This window comes from Nocardia ninae NBRC 108245 (genome assembly GCF_007990755.1).
In the GTDB taxonomy this organism is placed as follows: Bacteria; Actinomycetota; Actinomycetes; order Mycobacteriales; family Mycobacteriaceae; genus Nocardia; species Nocardia ninae.
In genome coordinates, this window is record NZ_BJXA01000002.1 from 106,200 (window position 1) to 121,259 (window position 15,060).

The window sequence follows — 15,060 nt, forward strand, 5'->3', positions numbered from 1 at the left end:
CCGTAACCGGGGTATTCGCCTGATATGACACATTTCAGGCGCTGGGGAGCTGTCTATGTGCTGCTCATGTTGTTTCTCGGATCGTGGGCCGCCCAGTTCTTCACTCAACTCATCGAATATCGCAACGCGCAGCACGACCATGGGCAACCTTTCGAGTGGTCCGGCTACTGGCCGGACTTCCTCGCCAGTACCTTCGAGAACTGGCAGAGCGAATGGCTGCAGCTCGTCTTCCAGGCGATCCTGCTGCTGGGTGCCAAGCACTGGATCTTCCGGGTCGACGCGGAGAACACCGAACGCATCGAAGCCAAGATCGATGATCTGCGGGCGTACCTGGTTCCGTTGGAGCGGCAGCGGCCGGTTCCGCACGATTGACGGCTCGCGCCGGTGGTAAGGCCTGTCGTCGCAGGAGACGGGCGCGCTCCTGTTATGTGTCGAGTACCTTGCCCGGGTTGAGCAGGTTATCGGGGTCGAGGGTGCGTTTGATGGCGATCATGAGGTCGACGGCGGCGCCGTGTTCTTCGCGCAGGTACTTCTTCTTGGTGAGGCCGATGCCGTGTTCGCCGGTCGCGGTGCCGCCTACCGACAGGGTGTGGTGGACCAGGGTGTCGGAGAACTGCTGTACCGCATCATGATTCAGGTCGGTGTAGGGGACGATGGTGTGCACGTTGCCGTCGCCGATGTGTCCGGCGACGCTGACCGTCAGGCCGAGTTCATCGCCGAGCCGGGTGGCAGTGTCGACCGCCGCGGCGATCTGCGAGTAGGGGACGGCGGTGTCGGTCACCATGAAACGGCTGCCGGGGTGGCGCGCCTTGAGCGCGAAGAAGAGGTTGTGCCGGTCTTCCCAGAGTGCGTGCCGTTCGGTGTGGGAGCGTGCGGCAGTGAAGTCGATGGCTTTGTGCGCCTTGACGATCCGCTGGATCTCTTGCTCTTCGGCAATGGCCGCGGGTTCGGACGACGATTCGACATCGATGAACAGCGCCGGTGTCTCGGCGTAGTGGTCGGCGCCATGAAACGCGTTGAGCGCGGCCATGCCGGGGGCATCGACGAGTTCGAGTCTGCTCACCGGCAGTGCGGCACCGAGCATCTCGACGGCCGCGTCGACCGCCGCAGCCACGGTGGGGAACGAAACGCGCAGCGAGCGTAGGCATTCCGGGATCGGATGCAGCCGGACCGTGAGTTCGGTGATGATGCCGAGCGTTCCGGCCGAGCCGATCAGCAGATCCTTCAGGTCGTAGCCGCTCGACGATTTGCGAACCGCGCGACCGAGCCGCACCACCGAGCCGTCGGCGAGTACCGCCTGCGACGCAAGGACATTCGCGTGCATGCCACCGTAGCGGACAGTGGTGGTACCGCTGGCATTGGTCGCCGCCATGCCACCTAGCGAAGCGTCGGCCCCCGGGTCCACCGTGAACTGCAACCCCGACTCCACCGTGGCCGCGTTCAGTTGGGTGCGCGTGACCCCCGGTTGCACCGTCGCGGTGAAGTCGGTGGGGGAGACGTCCAGGATCGAATTCGACTGCGACAGGTCGACGATGAGCTCGTTTCCCTGCGCGAGCAGGTGACCTTCCAGACTGGTTCCGGCGCCCCGGCAGATGAGCGGTGTCCCCGTGGCGCGCGCCCATCGGACCGTCGCGGCCACCTCGTCGACATCGGCCGGGTATACGACGCCGCGCGGTCGTTGCCCGGCCCGGCCGGTCTCATCGATCGTGTACTGGTCGAGAATCCCTGGGCGAGTGTCGATCTCAAGGGGCGGGCCGTCGAACGCGGTGGTCATCGCGGAACCGATATCGTGCGCACCATGCTCCTCCATCCGGGTCGCCCTCGCTCGACCCCGTGTTCGCATGGTAGATCCCGCGCGTCGGCCACCGCTGGCGATCGGCGTCGCGGAACCGAACCGCTGTGTCGATGGAGGCGAGCTCGATGGGGCCCGTCAGAGGTGATCGGCTGATATCAGGGCACGTCCAGCACAGTCGCGGGGACACCGTAGGGCAGGAACCGGACGCGACGGTTTTCGTCGGTATTGTCGCGATGCGCCCGCAAGGCCTCGAGCTCGCTCGGGAACACCTGCTCGACCCTGGCCTCGCCGGCGTCGTCGACGCGGTAGATGACCCACACCCCGCTGCCGGTCTCGCCGGTGGTCTCGTCCTCCGGCTTCGGCGGCCGCGCGCGCTCCGGCTGCACGAACTGACCGAACAGCGACGCCAGCGTATTCACGCCGGTGCGGTCGACTTTGCCGAGGAAGTCCCGGATTTCGATCCCCGCCTCCCGCAACGCGCGTTCGAGGTCTTCCGGACCGATCCCAAAAGGTCTGTCAGGTGCCATCACATTGCTCCTCGAGACGGATTCGTCGCTTCGCCTTCAGTGTCCTCGCGTAGCCGCGATTTCGCCACGACGGGATTGTCCCAGCATTACCCCCGGATGAGCTGATCGCCCCGATGCGCTCGTGCGTCGACCGGTTCTTCGGCACCTCGCGCACTCCGGGACAGGCGGTCGCCGGCTATCGCGAGATGGACGGACTGGTCGGCGACCTCGTCTCCTACCGCAGGGACCGGCCCCGGCGACCAGCGTGAGTCGCGTCGATGGAATAGGGCTCGATTCACGTCCGGCCAATTCTCGGAGCCACCGATGTGCGGTTTTGATAAAAGTGCATGAAGGAATGTTCGACCCTTTGTGTTTCTGCACATATGCGCGCTCGGTAATGAGAATGCCGACTTACCGCCATTGAGCTCCGCTTCAATCGGGCGGCGCCGCCGGAGTGGACGCTTGACCAATTCGCCGAGAGATATAAATGGCTGCGGCCGGTTGGCTTGCGCGGCAACGGAAACCGGGCACGGAGCGGCGTAAGCCTGACCTCGCAAATCGGCCGGCGGGCAGGTGATATCTAAATAGATCCGACGATTCGGCATCGGGGTCGAACGGTGATCCAGGCAACAGTAGAATTTAGTGTTACCCGAGGTTTGACTAACAGTCATCTCCAGTAGATACTGCTTGCGCAAGCCGGAGTAACAACTCGACGGCGGCTCCGTCGAGGACTCGCTATTCGAATTCATAGGATGAACGGCGCGCAAAAGAATTCGAATGGACCGTGGCTGTGGATTGCCGATGGCTCGACACGAAGGTTGCCGATGTCTGAAAACCCTATACTCAGTTCCACCGCGATCACGCTGCGACAGTTCGACTACTTCGTGCACGCGGTGGAACTGGGTTCGCTGTCCGCGGCGGCGCGGCGGTTCGGCATCACGCCGTCCGCGATGTCGCAGCAGATCGATGTGCTGGAAACCTCGTTGGGCCGCAACGTGTTCGATCCACAGTCGCGCCGATCCAGGCTCACCGATTTCGGCAGGGCGTTCTTCGTCCAGGCCTCCAAAGTCGTCGAATCCGCCCGGCAGGCGATGGCCATGGGGGAATCGTTCGGCGACGGTGTGATGACCGTCGGCACCACGCCGACGATCGCGCAGAAGCTGTTGCCGCCGCTGGTCTACCGGATGCGCCACGAACGCAATCTCGACAGCGTCGAGGTCAGGGCGTTCACCGACCTCCGTGAGCTCGACGCGACGTTGGAAGACGGCGGCCTCGATCTCGCCGTCGGACCACTCGGGCAGGCGGGCTCGCGCCTCGTGCACTGCTTCGGCGAGGAAGAGCTCGTCGTGGTGTGCCACCCCAGCCAGCGCGGTAGCTTCGACGGCTCGTGGAAACAACTGGTCGAGGCGCCGTGGATTCGCTGCGGCGCGAACTCCGATCTCACCGACACGCTACTGCGCGAGGGGGCCCGCGCGGGTGTACCGATCCGATTCGCGGTCCGCGCACCCGATGTGTCCACCGCGCTGAGCATGGTGGAGTACGGCGTCGGCATCGCACTGGTGCCGAGGATGGCGCTGCACGGTTCGGCCAGACTGCTGTCGGTCATCCGGTTGTCCCGTCCGGTCCGGCGCGAATTGGCGGTTCACGCACGAGACAAGTCACCTCAGGTCGTGAAATTCCTGGAGGTCATCAGCGACCCGGAACTCATCCGAAAGTTCGGCGTCGCAGGTTTATTGGCGACCCGGACTTCCGATCATCAAGCGCCGCAACACCGGCCGACCATGCCGATCGGTCCGCTGCTCACCTGACGTACGGACGCTCTTCTGCTGCGGGAGAAGAACTTTCGCAGTGCGCGAGACGTCGATTCTGGCACGGGGGTGTGCTTCCGGCTGGTAGTTTCAGGCTACGGTGGGGGGAGGCGCAGATGAGTGCAGAGCTCGTGGTCCAGACGCTGGAGCACGCGAACCCGGAAAGCGCACAGACCGACCGTGCTCGCCGCCGCGTCCGAACGACGCTCAGGGCGTTGGCAGCGATCGTCGCGGTGACGGTGATCTCCGGGTGCGGTCTCACGGTGCAGAAGCTGCCGTTGCCCATGCCGGGTATGTCCGGCGAAACCTACACGGTGCACGCGATATTCGAGGACGCGCTGAGCCTGGCGGATCAGGCGAAGGTGCGGATCGGCGGCTCGAATGTCGGTGTGGTCACCAAGATCAGTACGAAGAACTTCCGGGCGATCGTGGACCTGACCATCAGCACGGACGTCGATCTGCCCGAGGGCAGCACGGCCGAACTGCGCCAGGACACCCCGCTCGGCGAGATGTTCGTCGCGGTGTCCACGCCGACCACCAGGCCGGGTGCGCCGATGCTCCGCGACGGCGCCACCCTCGGCCTCGACAAGACGTCCTCGGCCGCGTCCGCCGAACAGCTGCTGATCTCGATCTCCTTGCTGTTCAACGGCGGTGGTGTGGCCGCACTCGCCGAGCTGGCCTCGGAGCTGGATGCGGTCGTGGGCGGCCGTGGCGGCCAGTTGTCCCACCTGATCACCGAAATGACCGGTGTGGTCCGCAGTTTGAACGACAACAGCGCCCGAGTGGACGCGGTGCTCGCCGAGTTCGGCACGCTGGCAGGCAGCATCGAGGTCCGGCACGCCGAACTGGGCCGGGTGGCGGGCGCGCTGCCCGAGATGCTCGGCACGCTCGCCGAAAACAACAGAGCCATCGGCGATTTGCTGACGAAGGTATCGGTGACCAGCGCGGCGCTCGGCGATTACGCCGATACCACCGGCCGGCACCTCGCCGACCTACTCGACAACACCCGCCGGTTGATGGGCGAGCTGGCCGCGGCCGGTGACGATCTCGGTACGATGCTCGACCTCATGCACACGCTGCGCCTCAGGCTCGATACGGCTGTCCGCGGCAAGAGTATCGGCATCTTCTTCACCGTGACCGCGCTGGACGTCAGCGTGCTGACCGATCCCCATGGTCAATTGCTACCGGATGCGCAGGACTTCGTCGGCAGCCTGATCCAGGTGCTGCAACTCGTGCAGTCCCGGGTGCAGGGCGGCCACCGATGATCAGTGCGGGGACGTCCTAGCCTCGTCCTTGCCAGCCCGCCGGGTCGACACCACCGGGGATGGGCTCGACCGGCTCGTAAGGCGCGCGGGTGAACACGTAGCTCACGAGCTCCAGCCGCTGTGCCACGCCGTCGGGGCCACGCACCACCTCCATGCGTTCACCGGCGTAGTACCCGTCGAGTCCGGTCCAGGAGCCGTCGGCCCCGGGCCGGAACCGCGACTCCCGCCCGCCGTGCGCGAGGGCTTCGAGTGACAGCAGACCATCGGCCCGCAGGTGCAGCGCGATCGAGGCGCTGCCCCAGTACCAGGTTCCGGTGAGCGCCAGCAGTTTCGGGTCCACCTCGGGCGCGGGCAACCACTCTTCGGGCAGGTTCGGTTCGTGCTCGGCCAGGATGTCCAGCATCGCACCGGCCAGCTTGCCGCGGATGCCGCCGTAGGTGGTGTTGGACAGGAACAGCACACCGGTGCGGTCCTTCGGGTCGGCCCAGGCCTCGGCGATGAAGCCGGGCATGGCCCCGGTGTGCCCGGCCAGCCGACGGCCGTCGCGGCGTTGCAACTGCAGGCCGAGCCCGTAGCCTGCGTCCCACCGGTCGCCGTCCGTGACGATGGCGGGCTCGCGCATCTCCGCCAGCGTGTCGGCGGCGAGCACCTCGCCGGTGTCGCCGCCGAGGAACGCCGCCCAGCGGGCCAGGTCGGACACCGTGGACCACAGCTGACCCGCCGCGCCCATCGCCCCGTGGTCGTGCGCAGGCTCCGGCAGCACGACGTCGGCCCAGGGATGCACCGCCCAGCCGGTGGCGTGCGGGGCGGCGGGCGACACGGTGGTGCGGCCCATACCCAGCGGGACGAGCACCTCGGCGCGCAAAGCCTCGAACCAGCTCCGGCCGCGCAGCTGGGCGACCAACTCGCCGAGCGCGGCGAAACCGACATTGGAATAGTGGAATCGGCGGCCCGCCCGATGCAGCAGTGCCTTGCTGCCGGGGTCGCCGTTCATGCTGTCGGCGAGATCGGCCCAATCCCCGCCCTCGGTGCGCTCCCACCACTCGCCGGGGGACTCCGCGCGCAGGCCCGCGGTGTGCGAGAGCAGTTGGGCGACAGTGCGATCCCCGAGCGGCGCGCCGGGCACGTGCTTGGTCAGTGGGTCGGCCAGATCGAGCTTGCCCTCGTCGCGCAACCGCAGCACCATGGTGGCCACCATCGACTTGGTGATCGAGCCGATGCGGTACTGCGTATCGGTGGTCGGGCGACCTCCGTCGACCCGGCCCCTTGCCCCCGACCACACCAGCTCGCCGTCGCGCACCACGGCGGCGATCAGCGACGGCACCCGGTACTCCGCTTGCTCGACGGCGACCCGGTGCAACAACGCTCGCTCGGTCGATGGCAACAGCATCCTGCGACTTCCCTTCACTAGGACGGATCGGCGTTTCCCGGGACCGGCAGCGCACCGTCGGCCGCCGACCTGTTCCGCTGGGTCAGCCAAACATGTTCGAGCACGCCCAGTTCGGTGCGGGGTGGTTCGTGGTAGCACCATTCGCGGCCGATGCGGTGCCAGTTGCCGCTGGCGCGGAGCTTGCCGAGCAGGGCGAGGGTGCCGTATTCCACCCGGCGCGCGAAAGCGTGTTCGGCGGGCGCGTACTCGCGCCGCCAGCGGTCGAAGTAGCCGCGGCGCGGGTCGACGAAGGCGAGCACGGCGTGCGCGGCGGCATCCTCGGCGACCCGGATCTCGGCGTCGGTGAGCAGCCAGCCGGAGACCTCGTGCACCAGGCGCAGGCAGTCGTCCGCGCTGGCCAGCGAATCCTGCTCCAGTACACCGTATTCCACCAGCAACGCGCGCAGGTCGGCGCCGCGGTACTCGGCCGCGGCCCGTACGCAGTCCAATTCGAACTCGACTGCGGCCTCGTCCATGTGCTTGAACAGGCCGAAGTCGAGGAAGGCGACCTTGCCGTCGGCGGCGAGCAGGATGTTGCCCGGGTGCGGATCGCCGGAGAAGCAGTGTTCCCGCGCCATGGTGCCCAGGTAGAAGCGGTGCAGGATCTCGCCGACGCGGTCACGCTCCGGATCGGGCAGTGCGACGATCTCGGCGAAACTCCGTCCCTCGACCAGTTCGGTGACGAGCACCCGTGCCGTGCACAGCTCGGTCACCACCTCGGGGATGCGGATGAACGGATGGTCACGGTAGATGTCCGCGACGAGCCGGTGGTGCTCGGCTTCGGCGCGATAGTCGGTCTCGTCGGCGAAATGCGTGGTGAGCTCGCGGAACAGCGCGTGGTCGGCGACCGCGGGCGCGACCGTGCGTAGCATCCGCATGACCAGGCTCAGGTTCTTCAGATCGGCTCGGACCGCGACGTCGATGCCGGGGTACTGCACCTTGACCGCCACCGCGCGGCCGTCGGTGAGCCGCGCGCGGTAGACCTGGCCGATCGAGGCCGCGCCGATCGGCTCGGACTCGAACTCGGCGAACACCTCACCGATCGGGCGGGCGTAGTCGGTCTCGATGACCGTGCGCATCCGCGCGAACGGCAGCTGCGGAGCCTGGTCGTAGAGGGCGGCGAGCTTGCGCTGGAATCGCTCGCGCTGGGCAGCGGGCAGGGTCTCGATGCCGAACGCGGCCAGCAGATCGAACATCGACAGCAGCTGGCCTGCCTTCATGGCCAGTCCCTTCATGCTGCCCAGCACGGTGACGATGTCCTCGGCCGCGTCGGCGAGCGCGCGTTCGGTGCGGGCGATCCGCTCCGCATCGGTACCACCGACCATCGACAGCTTGACGCCGGCGCCGCGAACCGCCTGTCCGGCAACGAGTTTGCCGAACACGGCGCCGCGCCGCACCCGTGAGGTGGGTATCTGCTCCGCCATCGAACGCCCTTCCGCAGGGATCGGCCGAGATTAGCAGACGCCTGCGTCGATTAATTCGCCGCTGGCTCGGCGCCGCGCAGGCCGGGGGTGAGCACGGCCAGCACGGTGTCGGTGTACCTGCGCCGGTCGAGCTCGCCGCCACCTTGCAAGGTGCGCATCACCGGGGGAATGGTCAGCGCCATCAGCATCCACGCGACATCGGTGGTGTTCACATCGGCGCGCAGGACACCGGCGTCGACGGCGCGGGACAGGAAGCGCTCGACCGCGGCCGCGAGGATGCCGCCGAGCCCGATCAGCCGGGTGTTGAGTTCGTCGTCGATGCCGGGCAGTTCGAACAGCATGGCCTGCATCAGGGCCGGGTCGGACTCGGCGATCCGGCACATCCGGTCCACCGCGCCGGACCAGGTCTGGACCAGCCGGTCGACGGTCATCTCGGACTCGATCGAGGCGGGCTCGAACACGTCGTCCGCGACCTCGGTGAGGATCCGATCGAGGCCGTAGTCGACCACCTCGTCGAGGATCGCCCGCTTGCTGTCGAAGTAGCGGTAGAAGGTGCCGTAGCCGATGCCGACCGCCGCGGTGATGTCCGCGGTCGACGCCGCGGCGTAGCCCTTCGTGGTGAACACCTGGTAGGCGGCGGCGATCAGCTCGCGCCTGCGTCGCTCGGTGTTCTGTTCGTCGCGCGGCCTGCCCGGCCCGCGGCCGCGCTTGGCTGCTTCGGTCATCCAGCACATCGTATGCCCTGGCGGCGGACCCGCTCTTGCGCTTCTGTCTGAGACAGTTTACTTTTAGTGACATCAGCGTCAATTAATTGATCGCTGCTCGCTCAGCTGTTCCGGCAGAGGACGACACAGGAGTCGCGGCATGATTCATTTCCCCTTGTTCGCCAGTGCACGACCAGGTTGTCGATCATGACCGTAACGGTGGTGACCGGGGCCGGTAGCGGGATCGGCCGGGCCACCGCCCTGCGGTTCGCGAAGCGCGGCGCGACGGTGATCGTCGCCGACATCGACGAACACGGTGGTAAGGAAACGGCCGGGCTGGTCCGCGCGGCGGGCGGGCAGGGGGAGTACTACCCGCTCGATGTCGCCGACGCCGCCGACCTCGCGGTGTTCGCCGCGCAGGTGTCGCAGACACACGGCGTCCCGGATGTGGTGGTCAACAACGCAGGCATCTTGATCTCGGGCGGCTTCCTCGAACAGACCGGCGATGACTGGCGGCGCATGATCGCCGTCAACATGATGGGCCCGCTGCTGGGGTCGCGGCTGTTCGTGCAGCAGATGGCCGAGGCGGGCAAGCGCGGCGCCATCGTCAACATCTGCTCGGTCGGCGCCTTCCTGCCCACACCGCTCGCGCCGTCGTACGTGACCGCGAAAGCCGGTGCGTGGCTGGGCACGCAGGCGCTGCGCGCCGAATTCGCCGGTCGCGGTATCCGAGTGAGTGCGGTGTGTCCAGGGCTGATCGATACGCACCTGTCCGCCAACGGAACCCGGGCGGGCACGGACGAGCAGCACGGCGCCGAGTGGGCCGCGAAACTCGCGCGCGGGCAGCGGATCTTCGGCCGCTCCCCGGACCGGGTCGCCGCGGCGGTCGAGCGGGCGGTGCGCTGGAACCTCGCCACCGTGCCGGTAGGCCTCGAAGCCTGGGCCGGTTGGTATCTGGCGCGCCTGTCGCCGGGGCTCATGCGCGGCATCGTCGGGCTGGCCCGGATGCCGTTGGCGGAGCGAGCGGTTCAGCTGTCGGATCGAGTGCTGGGTGGGCGGCGATGAGAACAGCGATCGTCACCGGCGGTGGCGCGGGCATCGGCCGTGAGACCGCGCTGCTGCTCGCGGACACCGGATATCGAGTGGTAGTGGCCGATATCGACGACCACACCGCGCAGTCGGTGGCCGACGAGATCGTCGCCGCCGGCGGGCGCGGACATCCTTACCGGCTGGATGTGGCGAGCGAGGCGCAATGGGACACGTGCGCCGAGTGGGTGCGCGGCGAGTTCGGACCGGCGCACGTCCTGGTGAACAACGCGGGAGTCATGGATACCGGCGGGTTCTACGAAACCAGTGCGGCACAGTGGCAGCGCACCGTCGACATCGATCTGATGAGCGTGATCTACGGGTCGCGGGTGTTCGCCCGGCAGATGATCGATGCCGGTATCGACGGGCACATCGTCAACGTGTCCTCCGGGGCGGCGTTCTTCCCGGCCAAGTACATCCCGGCCTACGCGGCGGCCAAGGCCGCGGTGCTGATGGCCAGCCAGGCGCTGCGGGTGGAGTTGCGGCCCAGGGGGATCGGCGTCACGGCCATCTGTCCCGGCGCCATCCGGACCGACCTGCTCGCGCACGGTGAGCGAGCGGGGCTCGACGCCGATCAGCAGGCAGCCTGGCGCGCGGACATCGGCCGGGTCCAGAGCCTGTCGTTTGCCGGGCCGGACAAGGTCGCGCGCGCCATCGAACGCGCGATCCGCCGGAACCGGGCGATCGTGCCGGTGAATCCCGAGGCCTGGCTCGGTTACGGACTGTTCCGCCTGTCGCCCGGCCTGATCCGCACGGTGGGCAGCATCGGGTCCTTCGATCTGGCCGACAAGCTGCTACCCCGCATTCAGCCGTTGCTGAACCGAATCACGAAGTGAGACAGCCATGAAAGAAACAGCACAGCCGCAGTACGAGGTCGCCGTCATCGGCGCGGGCCCGGGCGGCATCGCGGCCGGGGTGAAACTGCGCAAGGCGGGCATCGACGACTTCATCGTGCTGGAGCGCTCCGACGAGGTCGGTGGCAGCTGGCACGAGAACCATTATCCCGGTCTGGGCGTGGATATTCCGGCGCTGGCCTACCAGTACTCCTTCGCCCGTAAGGCGAACTGGAGCCGGGTGTTTCCGCTGGGTCCGGAGGTCAAGCAGTACCACGTCGACGTCGCGAACCGGTTCGGCGTGCGCGAGCGGGTGCGCTTCGGCGCCGAGGTCGATCGGGAAGAGTGGGACGACGACTCGGGCTACTGGAAGCTGCGCCTGACGGACGGGTCGGTGGTGACCGCGCGCTTCGTGATCAGCGCGGTCGGCGCCTTCGTCCGCCCCAAGGACGAGGTCGGCATCCCCGGTACCCGGTCGTTCAAGGGGAAGGTCCTGCGCCCCAGCGATTGGGATCACGACTACGACTTGTCCGGCAAGACGGTCGGCATCATCGGCACGGGCGCCAGTGCGGTGCAGATCATTCCGTCCATCGCGCCCGTGGTCGGGCAGCTGACCGTCTTCCAGCGCACGCCGGTGTGGTCGCTGCCCAAGCCGGACTTCCGGATTCCCGTTGCGCTGCAACGGATCCTGGGTGTGCCCGGACTCCAGCCGATGCTGCACGGCGGTGCGTTGGTGGTGGTCGATCTCGCGCTGCGCGCCATCGTCGGCCTGCCCGGCGGCGTGGTGCATCCGGTGATGGACCGCTTCGACGCCGTCTGCCAGGCGCTGTATCGGCGCTACCTGGCGCGCGTGATCACCGACCCGACCACGCGAGAGGCGCTGACCCCGAACTTCGGGCTGGTGGCCAAGCGCCCGACCCTGTCGAACAGTTATCTGCGGGCCTACAACCGGGACAATGTCGCGCTGGTGACCACGCCGATCGAGAAGATCACGCCGACCGGGGTCCGCACCGTCGACAAGGCGCTGCACCGGTTCGACGCGCTCATCCTGGCCACCGGCTACGAGGTGTTCTCCGACCCGGAGACCTATCGGCCGGGAACAGTGCTGGGCCGCAACGGTTTCGATTTGGCCAAGTTCTACAACGAAGAAGGCTTGCAGGCGTACCAGAGCGTCTCGGTGCACGGTCTGCCGAACCGGTGGACGCTGGTCGGCCCGTATTCGTGGACCGGCTCGGGTTGGCACGCCTTCGTGGAGATGACCGCCGATCACGCGGTGCGCGCCATCGGTGAGGCGCGTCGCCGCGGTGCGGTGTGGTGTGAGGTGCGCAAGGAAGCGGCCGACGCCTACCATCGCGAGATCCACCGCAGGGGCGAGTCGCTGCGCTACTACCTGGCCGACCTCAACGGTCATGTCCCTACCTACTACCGGAATTCGCAGGGCGACAGCACTTACGTCCGGCCCTCGGGGTTCTTCGAGGCGCGCCGGGGCAGTCGTCGATTCCCGCTCGACGACTACCGCTACCAGGTTCCCGCGCTGGCGGGAGCGTCGGCATGACCGCCGCGCCGCTCGCCCTGCCCACGACTCGCGACGGCGTGCACGTCGAGTTCGCCAGCCGGGCCAGCCTGCGGCTGCGTCTGGCGCACGCGCTGCTGCGCGGCACACTGCGGCCCGCCGTCGACATCCTCTGCGTTTTCGCTGAGTCGGCCGCGCTGCGCGGCACCCGCGCGTTCCGGATAGCCAATCTGGTCGACCTGCTGGCGATCCCGTTGCGGCCTGCTCGCGGCACCAAGCGCCGAGCCGTCCTGTTCCCGGATTTCCGTGCCGAATGGCTCTGGCACCGCGACCATCTCGGTCCCGACGACACCGAACAGGGTGCGGCGATCCTGTACTTCCACGGTGGCGGGTTCCTGGCCGGTGGCCTGCACAGCCATCGCAGACTGGCCGCTCGGATCGCCCGCTCGGCCGGCGTCGCACTGCTGAACGTGGACTATCGGCAGCTGCCCAAAGGGCATATCACCGACACCGTCGACGATGCGATCACCGCCTATCGTCACTTGTTGAACAGCGGGTTCGCCCCCGAACGTATTGTCTTCGCCGGGGATTCGGCAGGCGGCGGCATCGCCTTCGCCGCCGCACTCGCCACCCGGGCACTGGCGCTGCCCATGCCCGCGGCCATCGCGGCGATCGCGCCGTGGGCCGATCTCGACCCGGCCATCCGGCGGGGGCACCCGAACGATCGGCGCGACGCGCTGCTGTCGGCGCGGGCACTCGCCGTGCCTGCCTTGATCGGCTTCGCCCGCGAGGGCGTGCTCGACCCGGCCTGGTCGCCGGTGAACCACGACTTCGCCGGCCTGCCACCGACCTTGATCCAGGTGAGCAATATCGAAGTGCTGCTGCCGGATTCGGAGGCGCTCGCCCGTCGCTGCGCCCAAGCCGGTGTGCCGCACACCTTGCAGATCTGGGACAACGCCATCCATGTCTTCCACGCGGGCGCGGACCTGCTGCCGGACGCGCGCGCGGCCATCGCCGAGATCGGTGCGTTCCTGCGCCGCGTGCTCGACGCGTCGGCCGCGGGCGCGGCCACCGACCAGACCACCGCGGCATGACCCGCCGCACGACCACGGGTAGGTTCCCATGAGCTCCACCAGCATTCCCGAGCACGACGTGCTCGTGATCGGCGCGGGATTCGGCGGTATCGGCACCGGGGTGGCGCTGCGCCGCGCCGGTATCGAGAACTTCCTGATCATCGACAAGTGGCACCGCGTCGGCGGTACCTGGAACGCTAACACCTATCCCGGTGTGGCCGTCGATGTGCCGTCGCCGATCTACAACTTCTCCTTCCAGCAGCGCTCGCGCTGGTCCCGATTCTTCGCCCCCGGCAACGAGATCCAGCGTTATGCCGAGGAAGTGGTGGACCGGCAGGGTTTGCGCGGCAAGCTCCGGCTCGGCTGCGGTGCGGCCGAGGCACGGTTCGATGAGACGGCCGACCTGTGGCGGGTACGGACCACCGACGGCGCCGAGATCACCGCACGTTTCCTGGTCAGCGCGGTCGGCGCACTCGAACAGCCGAAACCGCCGGCGATTCCGGGCATTGCCGATTACACGGGCACTCTCATGCACACCGCGCGCTGGGATCACTCCTACGACCATCGCGGTAAACGTGTCGCGGTGATCGGCACCGGAGCTACTGCCTTGCAAGTGATTCCGCAGTTGGCCGCGCAGGCGGAGCAGCTGACCGTGTTCCAGCGCACCGCCATCTGGGTTGCCCCCAAGCCGGACTTCCCGTTGGGCAGGCTGAGCCACCGGGTACTCGACCTGCCGCCCGCGCAGCAGGCCGTCCGGTTGATCGGGAATGTCGCCGTCAACGCCTTTCTCGGTGTCGGGCTCGCGCTGTCGGACTATCCGCGCCTCACCTCCGCGGTGCTCGGCGCCGGCGAAGTGGCATTGAAGGCCTATCTGTTCACCCAGGTCCGCGATCGCACGCTGCGGCGCGCGCTCACGCCCACCTATCGGCTCGGCTGCAAGCGGCCGTCGATCTCCAACAACTACTTCAAGACCTATACCAAGCCGCACGTCGACCTGGTCACCACGGCGATCGAGCGGTTCACCGAGCGCGGCGTCGTCACTGAGGACGCCGTGCACCGCGAGTTCGATCTAGTGGTGACGGCCACCGGGTTCCAGGTGATGGACCGCGGCGCGACCCCGCCGTACCCCGTATATGGCTGCGGCGAAACCGAATTGGGCGAGTTCTGGGACACGAACAGGTATCAGGCCTACGAGGGCGTGTCCGTGCCCGGTTTCCCCAATATGTTCCACATCTTCGGACCCTACGGTTACGCACCGGGTTCGGTGATTCCGCTCATCGAAGCCACCGCAGCGCACAGCGCACGGGTTATCGGTGAGGCGTTGCGCAGGGGCGCCACCCGCGCGGAGATCCGCCGGGAACCGCACGACGAGTACTTCACCCGAATGTATGCCCGCAACAAGAACACCTACCTGTTCAAGCAGGGCTGCGCGGAGTCACGCACTTACTACATCAATTATCAGGGCGACGGTCCGGCTTTTCGGGCCACCACACAGCTCGGAATGTACTGGAGCAACCGGCATTTCCCGCTGGACCACTACCGGTACACGACTACCCGGCCGGTCGATGCGGATGCCGCGCCCCGGCACGCCGTCGCCCGCTGAGCGCCCTTCCCCGAATTGGAG

14 protein-coding genes are annotated in these 15,060 nt (G+C 67.5%); 9 read left to right on the forward strand and 5 right to left on the reverse strand.

All coding sequences use genetic code 11. The annotated features are described in order from the left end of the window. The first annotated feature begins 24 nt into the window (after positions 1–24). Positions 25–372 (forward strand): DUF6766 family protein, encoded by a 348-nt coding sequence (locus NN4_RS02570; protein WP_147128311.1) that lies wholly within the window; start codon positions 25–27, stop codon positions 370–372. Positions 373–424: 52 nt separating this feature from the next. Here NN4_RS02570 and NN4_RS02575 read toward each other — a convergent pair whose 3' ends face one another. Together NN4_RS02575 and NN4_RS02580 are read right to left on the reverse strand one after the other, a co-directional pair. Further along, a complete protein-coding gene (locus NN4_RS02575) occupies positions 425–1,810 on the reverse strand; it encodes an FAD-binding oxidoreductase (RefSeq protein WP_246180672.1) in 1,386 nt (461 codons plus the stop codon). A 140-nt stretch (positions 1,811–1,950) separates the two neighbouring features. After that, positions 1,951–2,322 carry an Rv0313 family protein gene (locus tag NN4_RS02580; protein ID WP_135231494.1) on the reverse strand — a complete coding sequence of 124 codons (372 nt, stop codon included), beginning with the start codon at positions 2,320–2,322 and terminating at the stop codon, positions 1,951–1,953. Positions 2,323–2,435: 113 nt separating this feature from the next. Between NN4_RS02580 and NN4_RS45635 the strand changes: the two genes are divergently transcribed. The 3 genes from NN4_RS45635 (at position 2,436) to NN4_RS02590 (ending at position 5,374) form a co-directional block, all read left to right on the forward strand. Then, complete coding sequence (locus NN4_RS45635; RefSeq protein WP_222594951.1) at positions 2,436–2,570, forward strand: cytochrome P450; 135 nt, start codon at positions 2,436–2,438, stop codon at positions 2,568–2,570. 555 nt (positions 2,571–3,125) lie between these two features. Continuing rightward, positions 3,126–4,109: a LysR family transcriptional regulator gene (locus NN4_RS02585; RefSeq protein ID WP_186818227.1), complete on the forward strand. Its 984-nt coding sequence runs from the start codon at positions 3,126–3,128 to the stop codon at positions 4,107–4,109. 116 nt (positions 4,110–4,225) lie between these two features. After that, positions 4,226–5,374, forward strand: coding sequence for an MCE family protein (locus NN4_RS02590; RefSeq protein WP_147128313.1), 1,149 nt, complete (start codon positions 4,226–4,228; stop codon positions 5,372–5,374). A 16-nt stretch (positions 5,375–5,390) separates the two neighbouring features. Here NN4_RS02590 and NN4_RS02595 read toward each other — a convergent pair whose 3' ends face one another. The 3 genes from NN4_RS02595 to NN4_RS02605 are packed head-to-tail and all read right to left on the reverse strand — an operon-like array spanning position 5,391 to position 8,952. Then, the gene (locus NN4_RS02595) at positions 5,391–6,764 is read right to left on the reverse strand and encodes a serine hydrolase domain-containing protein (protein WP_147128314.1); all 1,374 of its coding nucleotides are present in this window, start codon (positions 6,762–6,764) and stop codon (positions 5,391–5,393) included. Positions 6,765–6,781: 17 nt separating this feature from the next. Then, entirely contained in the window at positions 6,782–8,227 is a 1,446-nt protein-coding gene (locus NN4_RS02600) for an ABC1 kinase family protein (protein ID WP_147128315.1), read from the reverse strand. A gap of 50 nt (positions 8,228–8,277) precedes the next feature. Next, positions 8,278–8,952, reverse strand: coding sequence for a TetR/AcrR family transcriptional regulator (locus NN4_RS02605; protein WP_186818228.1), 675 nt, complete (start codon positions 8,950–8,952; stop codon positions 8,278–8,280). 186 nt (positions 8,953–9,138) lie between these two features. Here NN4_RS02605 and NN4_RS02610 point away from each other — a divergent pair, with 186 nt between their 5' ends. The 5 genes from NN4_RS02610 to NN4_RS02630 are packed head-to-tail and all read left to right on the forward strand — an operon-like array spanning position 9,139 to position 15,039. Beyond that, a complete protein-coding gene (locus NN4_RS02610; protein ID WP_147128317.1) occupies positions 9,139–9,996 on the forward strand; it encodes an SDR family NAD(P)-dependent oxidoreductase in 858 nt (285 codons plus the stop codon). Continuing rightward, complete coding sequence (locus NN4_RS02615) at positions 9,993–10,853, forward strand: SDR family NAD(P)-dependent oxidoreductase (protein WP_147128318.1); 861 nt, start codon at positions 9,993–9,995, stop codon at positions 10,851–10,853. Before NN4_RS02610 ends, NN4_RS02615 begins: the two co-directional genes overlap by 4 nt. Before the next feature lie 7 nt (positions 10,854–10,860). Next, positions 10,861–12,405: a flavin-containing monooxygenase gene (locus tag NN4_RS02620; RefSeq protein WP_147128319.1), complete on the forward strand. Its 1,545-nt coding sequence runs from the start codon at positions 10,861–10,863 to the stop codon at positions 12,403–12,405. Then, positions 12,402–13,457 (forward strand): alpha/beta hydrolase, encoded by a 1,056-nt coding sequence (locus tag NN4_RS02625; protein ID WP_147128320.1) that lies wholly within the window; start codon positions 12,402–12,404, stop codon positions 13,455–13,457. The genes NN4_RS02620 and NN4_RS02625 overlap by 4 nt, the downstream gene beginning before the upstream one ends. A gap of 28 nt (positions 13,458–13,485) precedes the next feature. After that, complete coding sequence (locus tag NN4_RS02630) at positions 13,486–15,039, forward strand: flavin-containing monooxygenase (protein ID WP_147128321.1); 1,554 nt, start codon at positions 13,486–13,488, stop codon at positions 15,037–15,039. Positions 15,040–15,060 lie beyond the last annotated feature (21 nt).

Coding starts and splice junctions, on each gene's coding strand:
- NN4_RS02585 (WP_186818227.1), top strand. CDS start 3,126: ATGTCTGAAAACCCTATACTCAGTTCCACCGCGATCACGCTGCGACAG.
- NN4_RS02575 (WP_246180672.1), bottom strand. CDS start 1,810: ATGGAGGAGCATGGTGCGCACGATATCGGTTCCGCGATGACCACCGCG.
- NN4_RS45635 (WP_222594951.1), top strand. CDS start 2,436: ATGCGCTCGTGCGTCGACCGGTTCTTCGGCACCTCGCGCACTCCGGGA.
- NN4_RS02630 (WP_147128321.1), top strand. CDS start 13,486: ATGAGCTCCACCAGCATTCCCGAGCACGACGTGCTCGTGATCGGCGCG.
- NN4_RS02610 (WP_147128317.1), top strand. CDS start 9,139: ATGACCGTAACGGTGGTGACCGGGGCCGGTAGCGGGATCGGCCGGGCC.
- NN4_RS02590 (WP_147128313.1), top strand. CDS start 4,226: ATGAGTGCAGAGCTCGTGGTCCAGACGCTGGAGCACGCGAACCCGGAA.
- NN4_RS02625 (WP_147128320.1), top strand. CDS start 12,402: ATGACCGCCGCGCCGCTCGCCCTGCCCACGACTCGCGACGGCGTGCAC.
- NN4_RS02570 (WP_147128311.1), top strand. CDS start 25: ATGACACATTTCAGGCGCTGGGGAGCTGTCTATGTGCTGCTCATGTTG.
- NN4_RS02605 (WP_186818228.1), bottom strand. CDS start 8,952: ATGACCGAAGCAGCCAAGCGCGGCCGCGGGCCGGGCAGGCCGCGCGAC.
- NN4_RS02615 (WP_147128318.1), top strand. CDS start 9,993: ATGAGAACAGCGATCGTCACCGGCGGTGGCGCGGGCATCGGCCGTGAG.
- NN4_RS02580 (WP_135231494.1), bottom strand. CDS start 2,322: ATGGCACCTGACAGACCTTTTGGGATCGGTCCGGAAGACCTCGAACGC.
- NN4_RS02595 (WP_147128314.1), bottom strand. CDS start 6,764: ATGCTGTTGCCATCGACCGAGCGAGCGTTGTTGCACCGGGTCGCCGTC.
- NN4_RS02620 (WP_147128319.1), top strand. CDS start 10,861: ATGAAAGAAACAGCACAGCCGCAGTACGAGGTCGCCGTCATCGGCGCG.
- NN4_RS02600 (WP_147128315.1), bottom strand. CDS start 8,227: ATGGCGGAGCAGATACCCACCTCACGGGTGCGGCGCGGCGCCGTGTTC.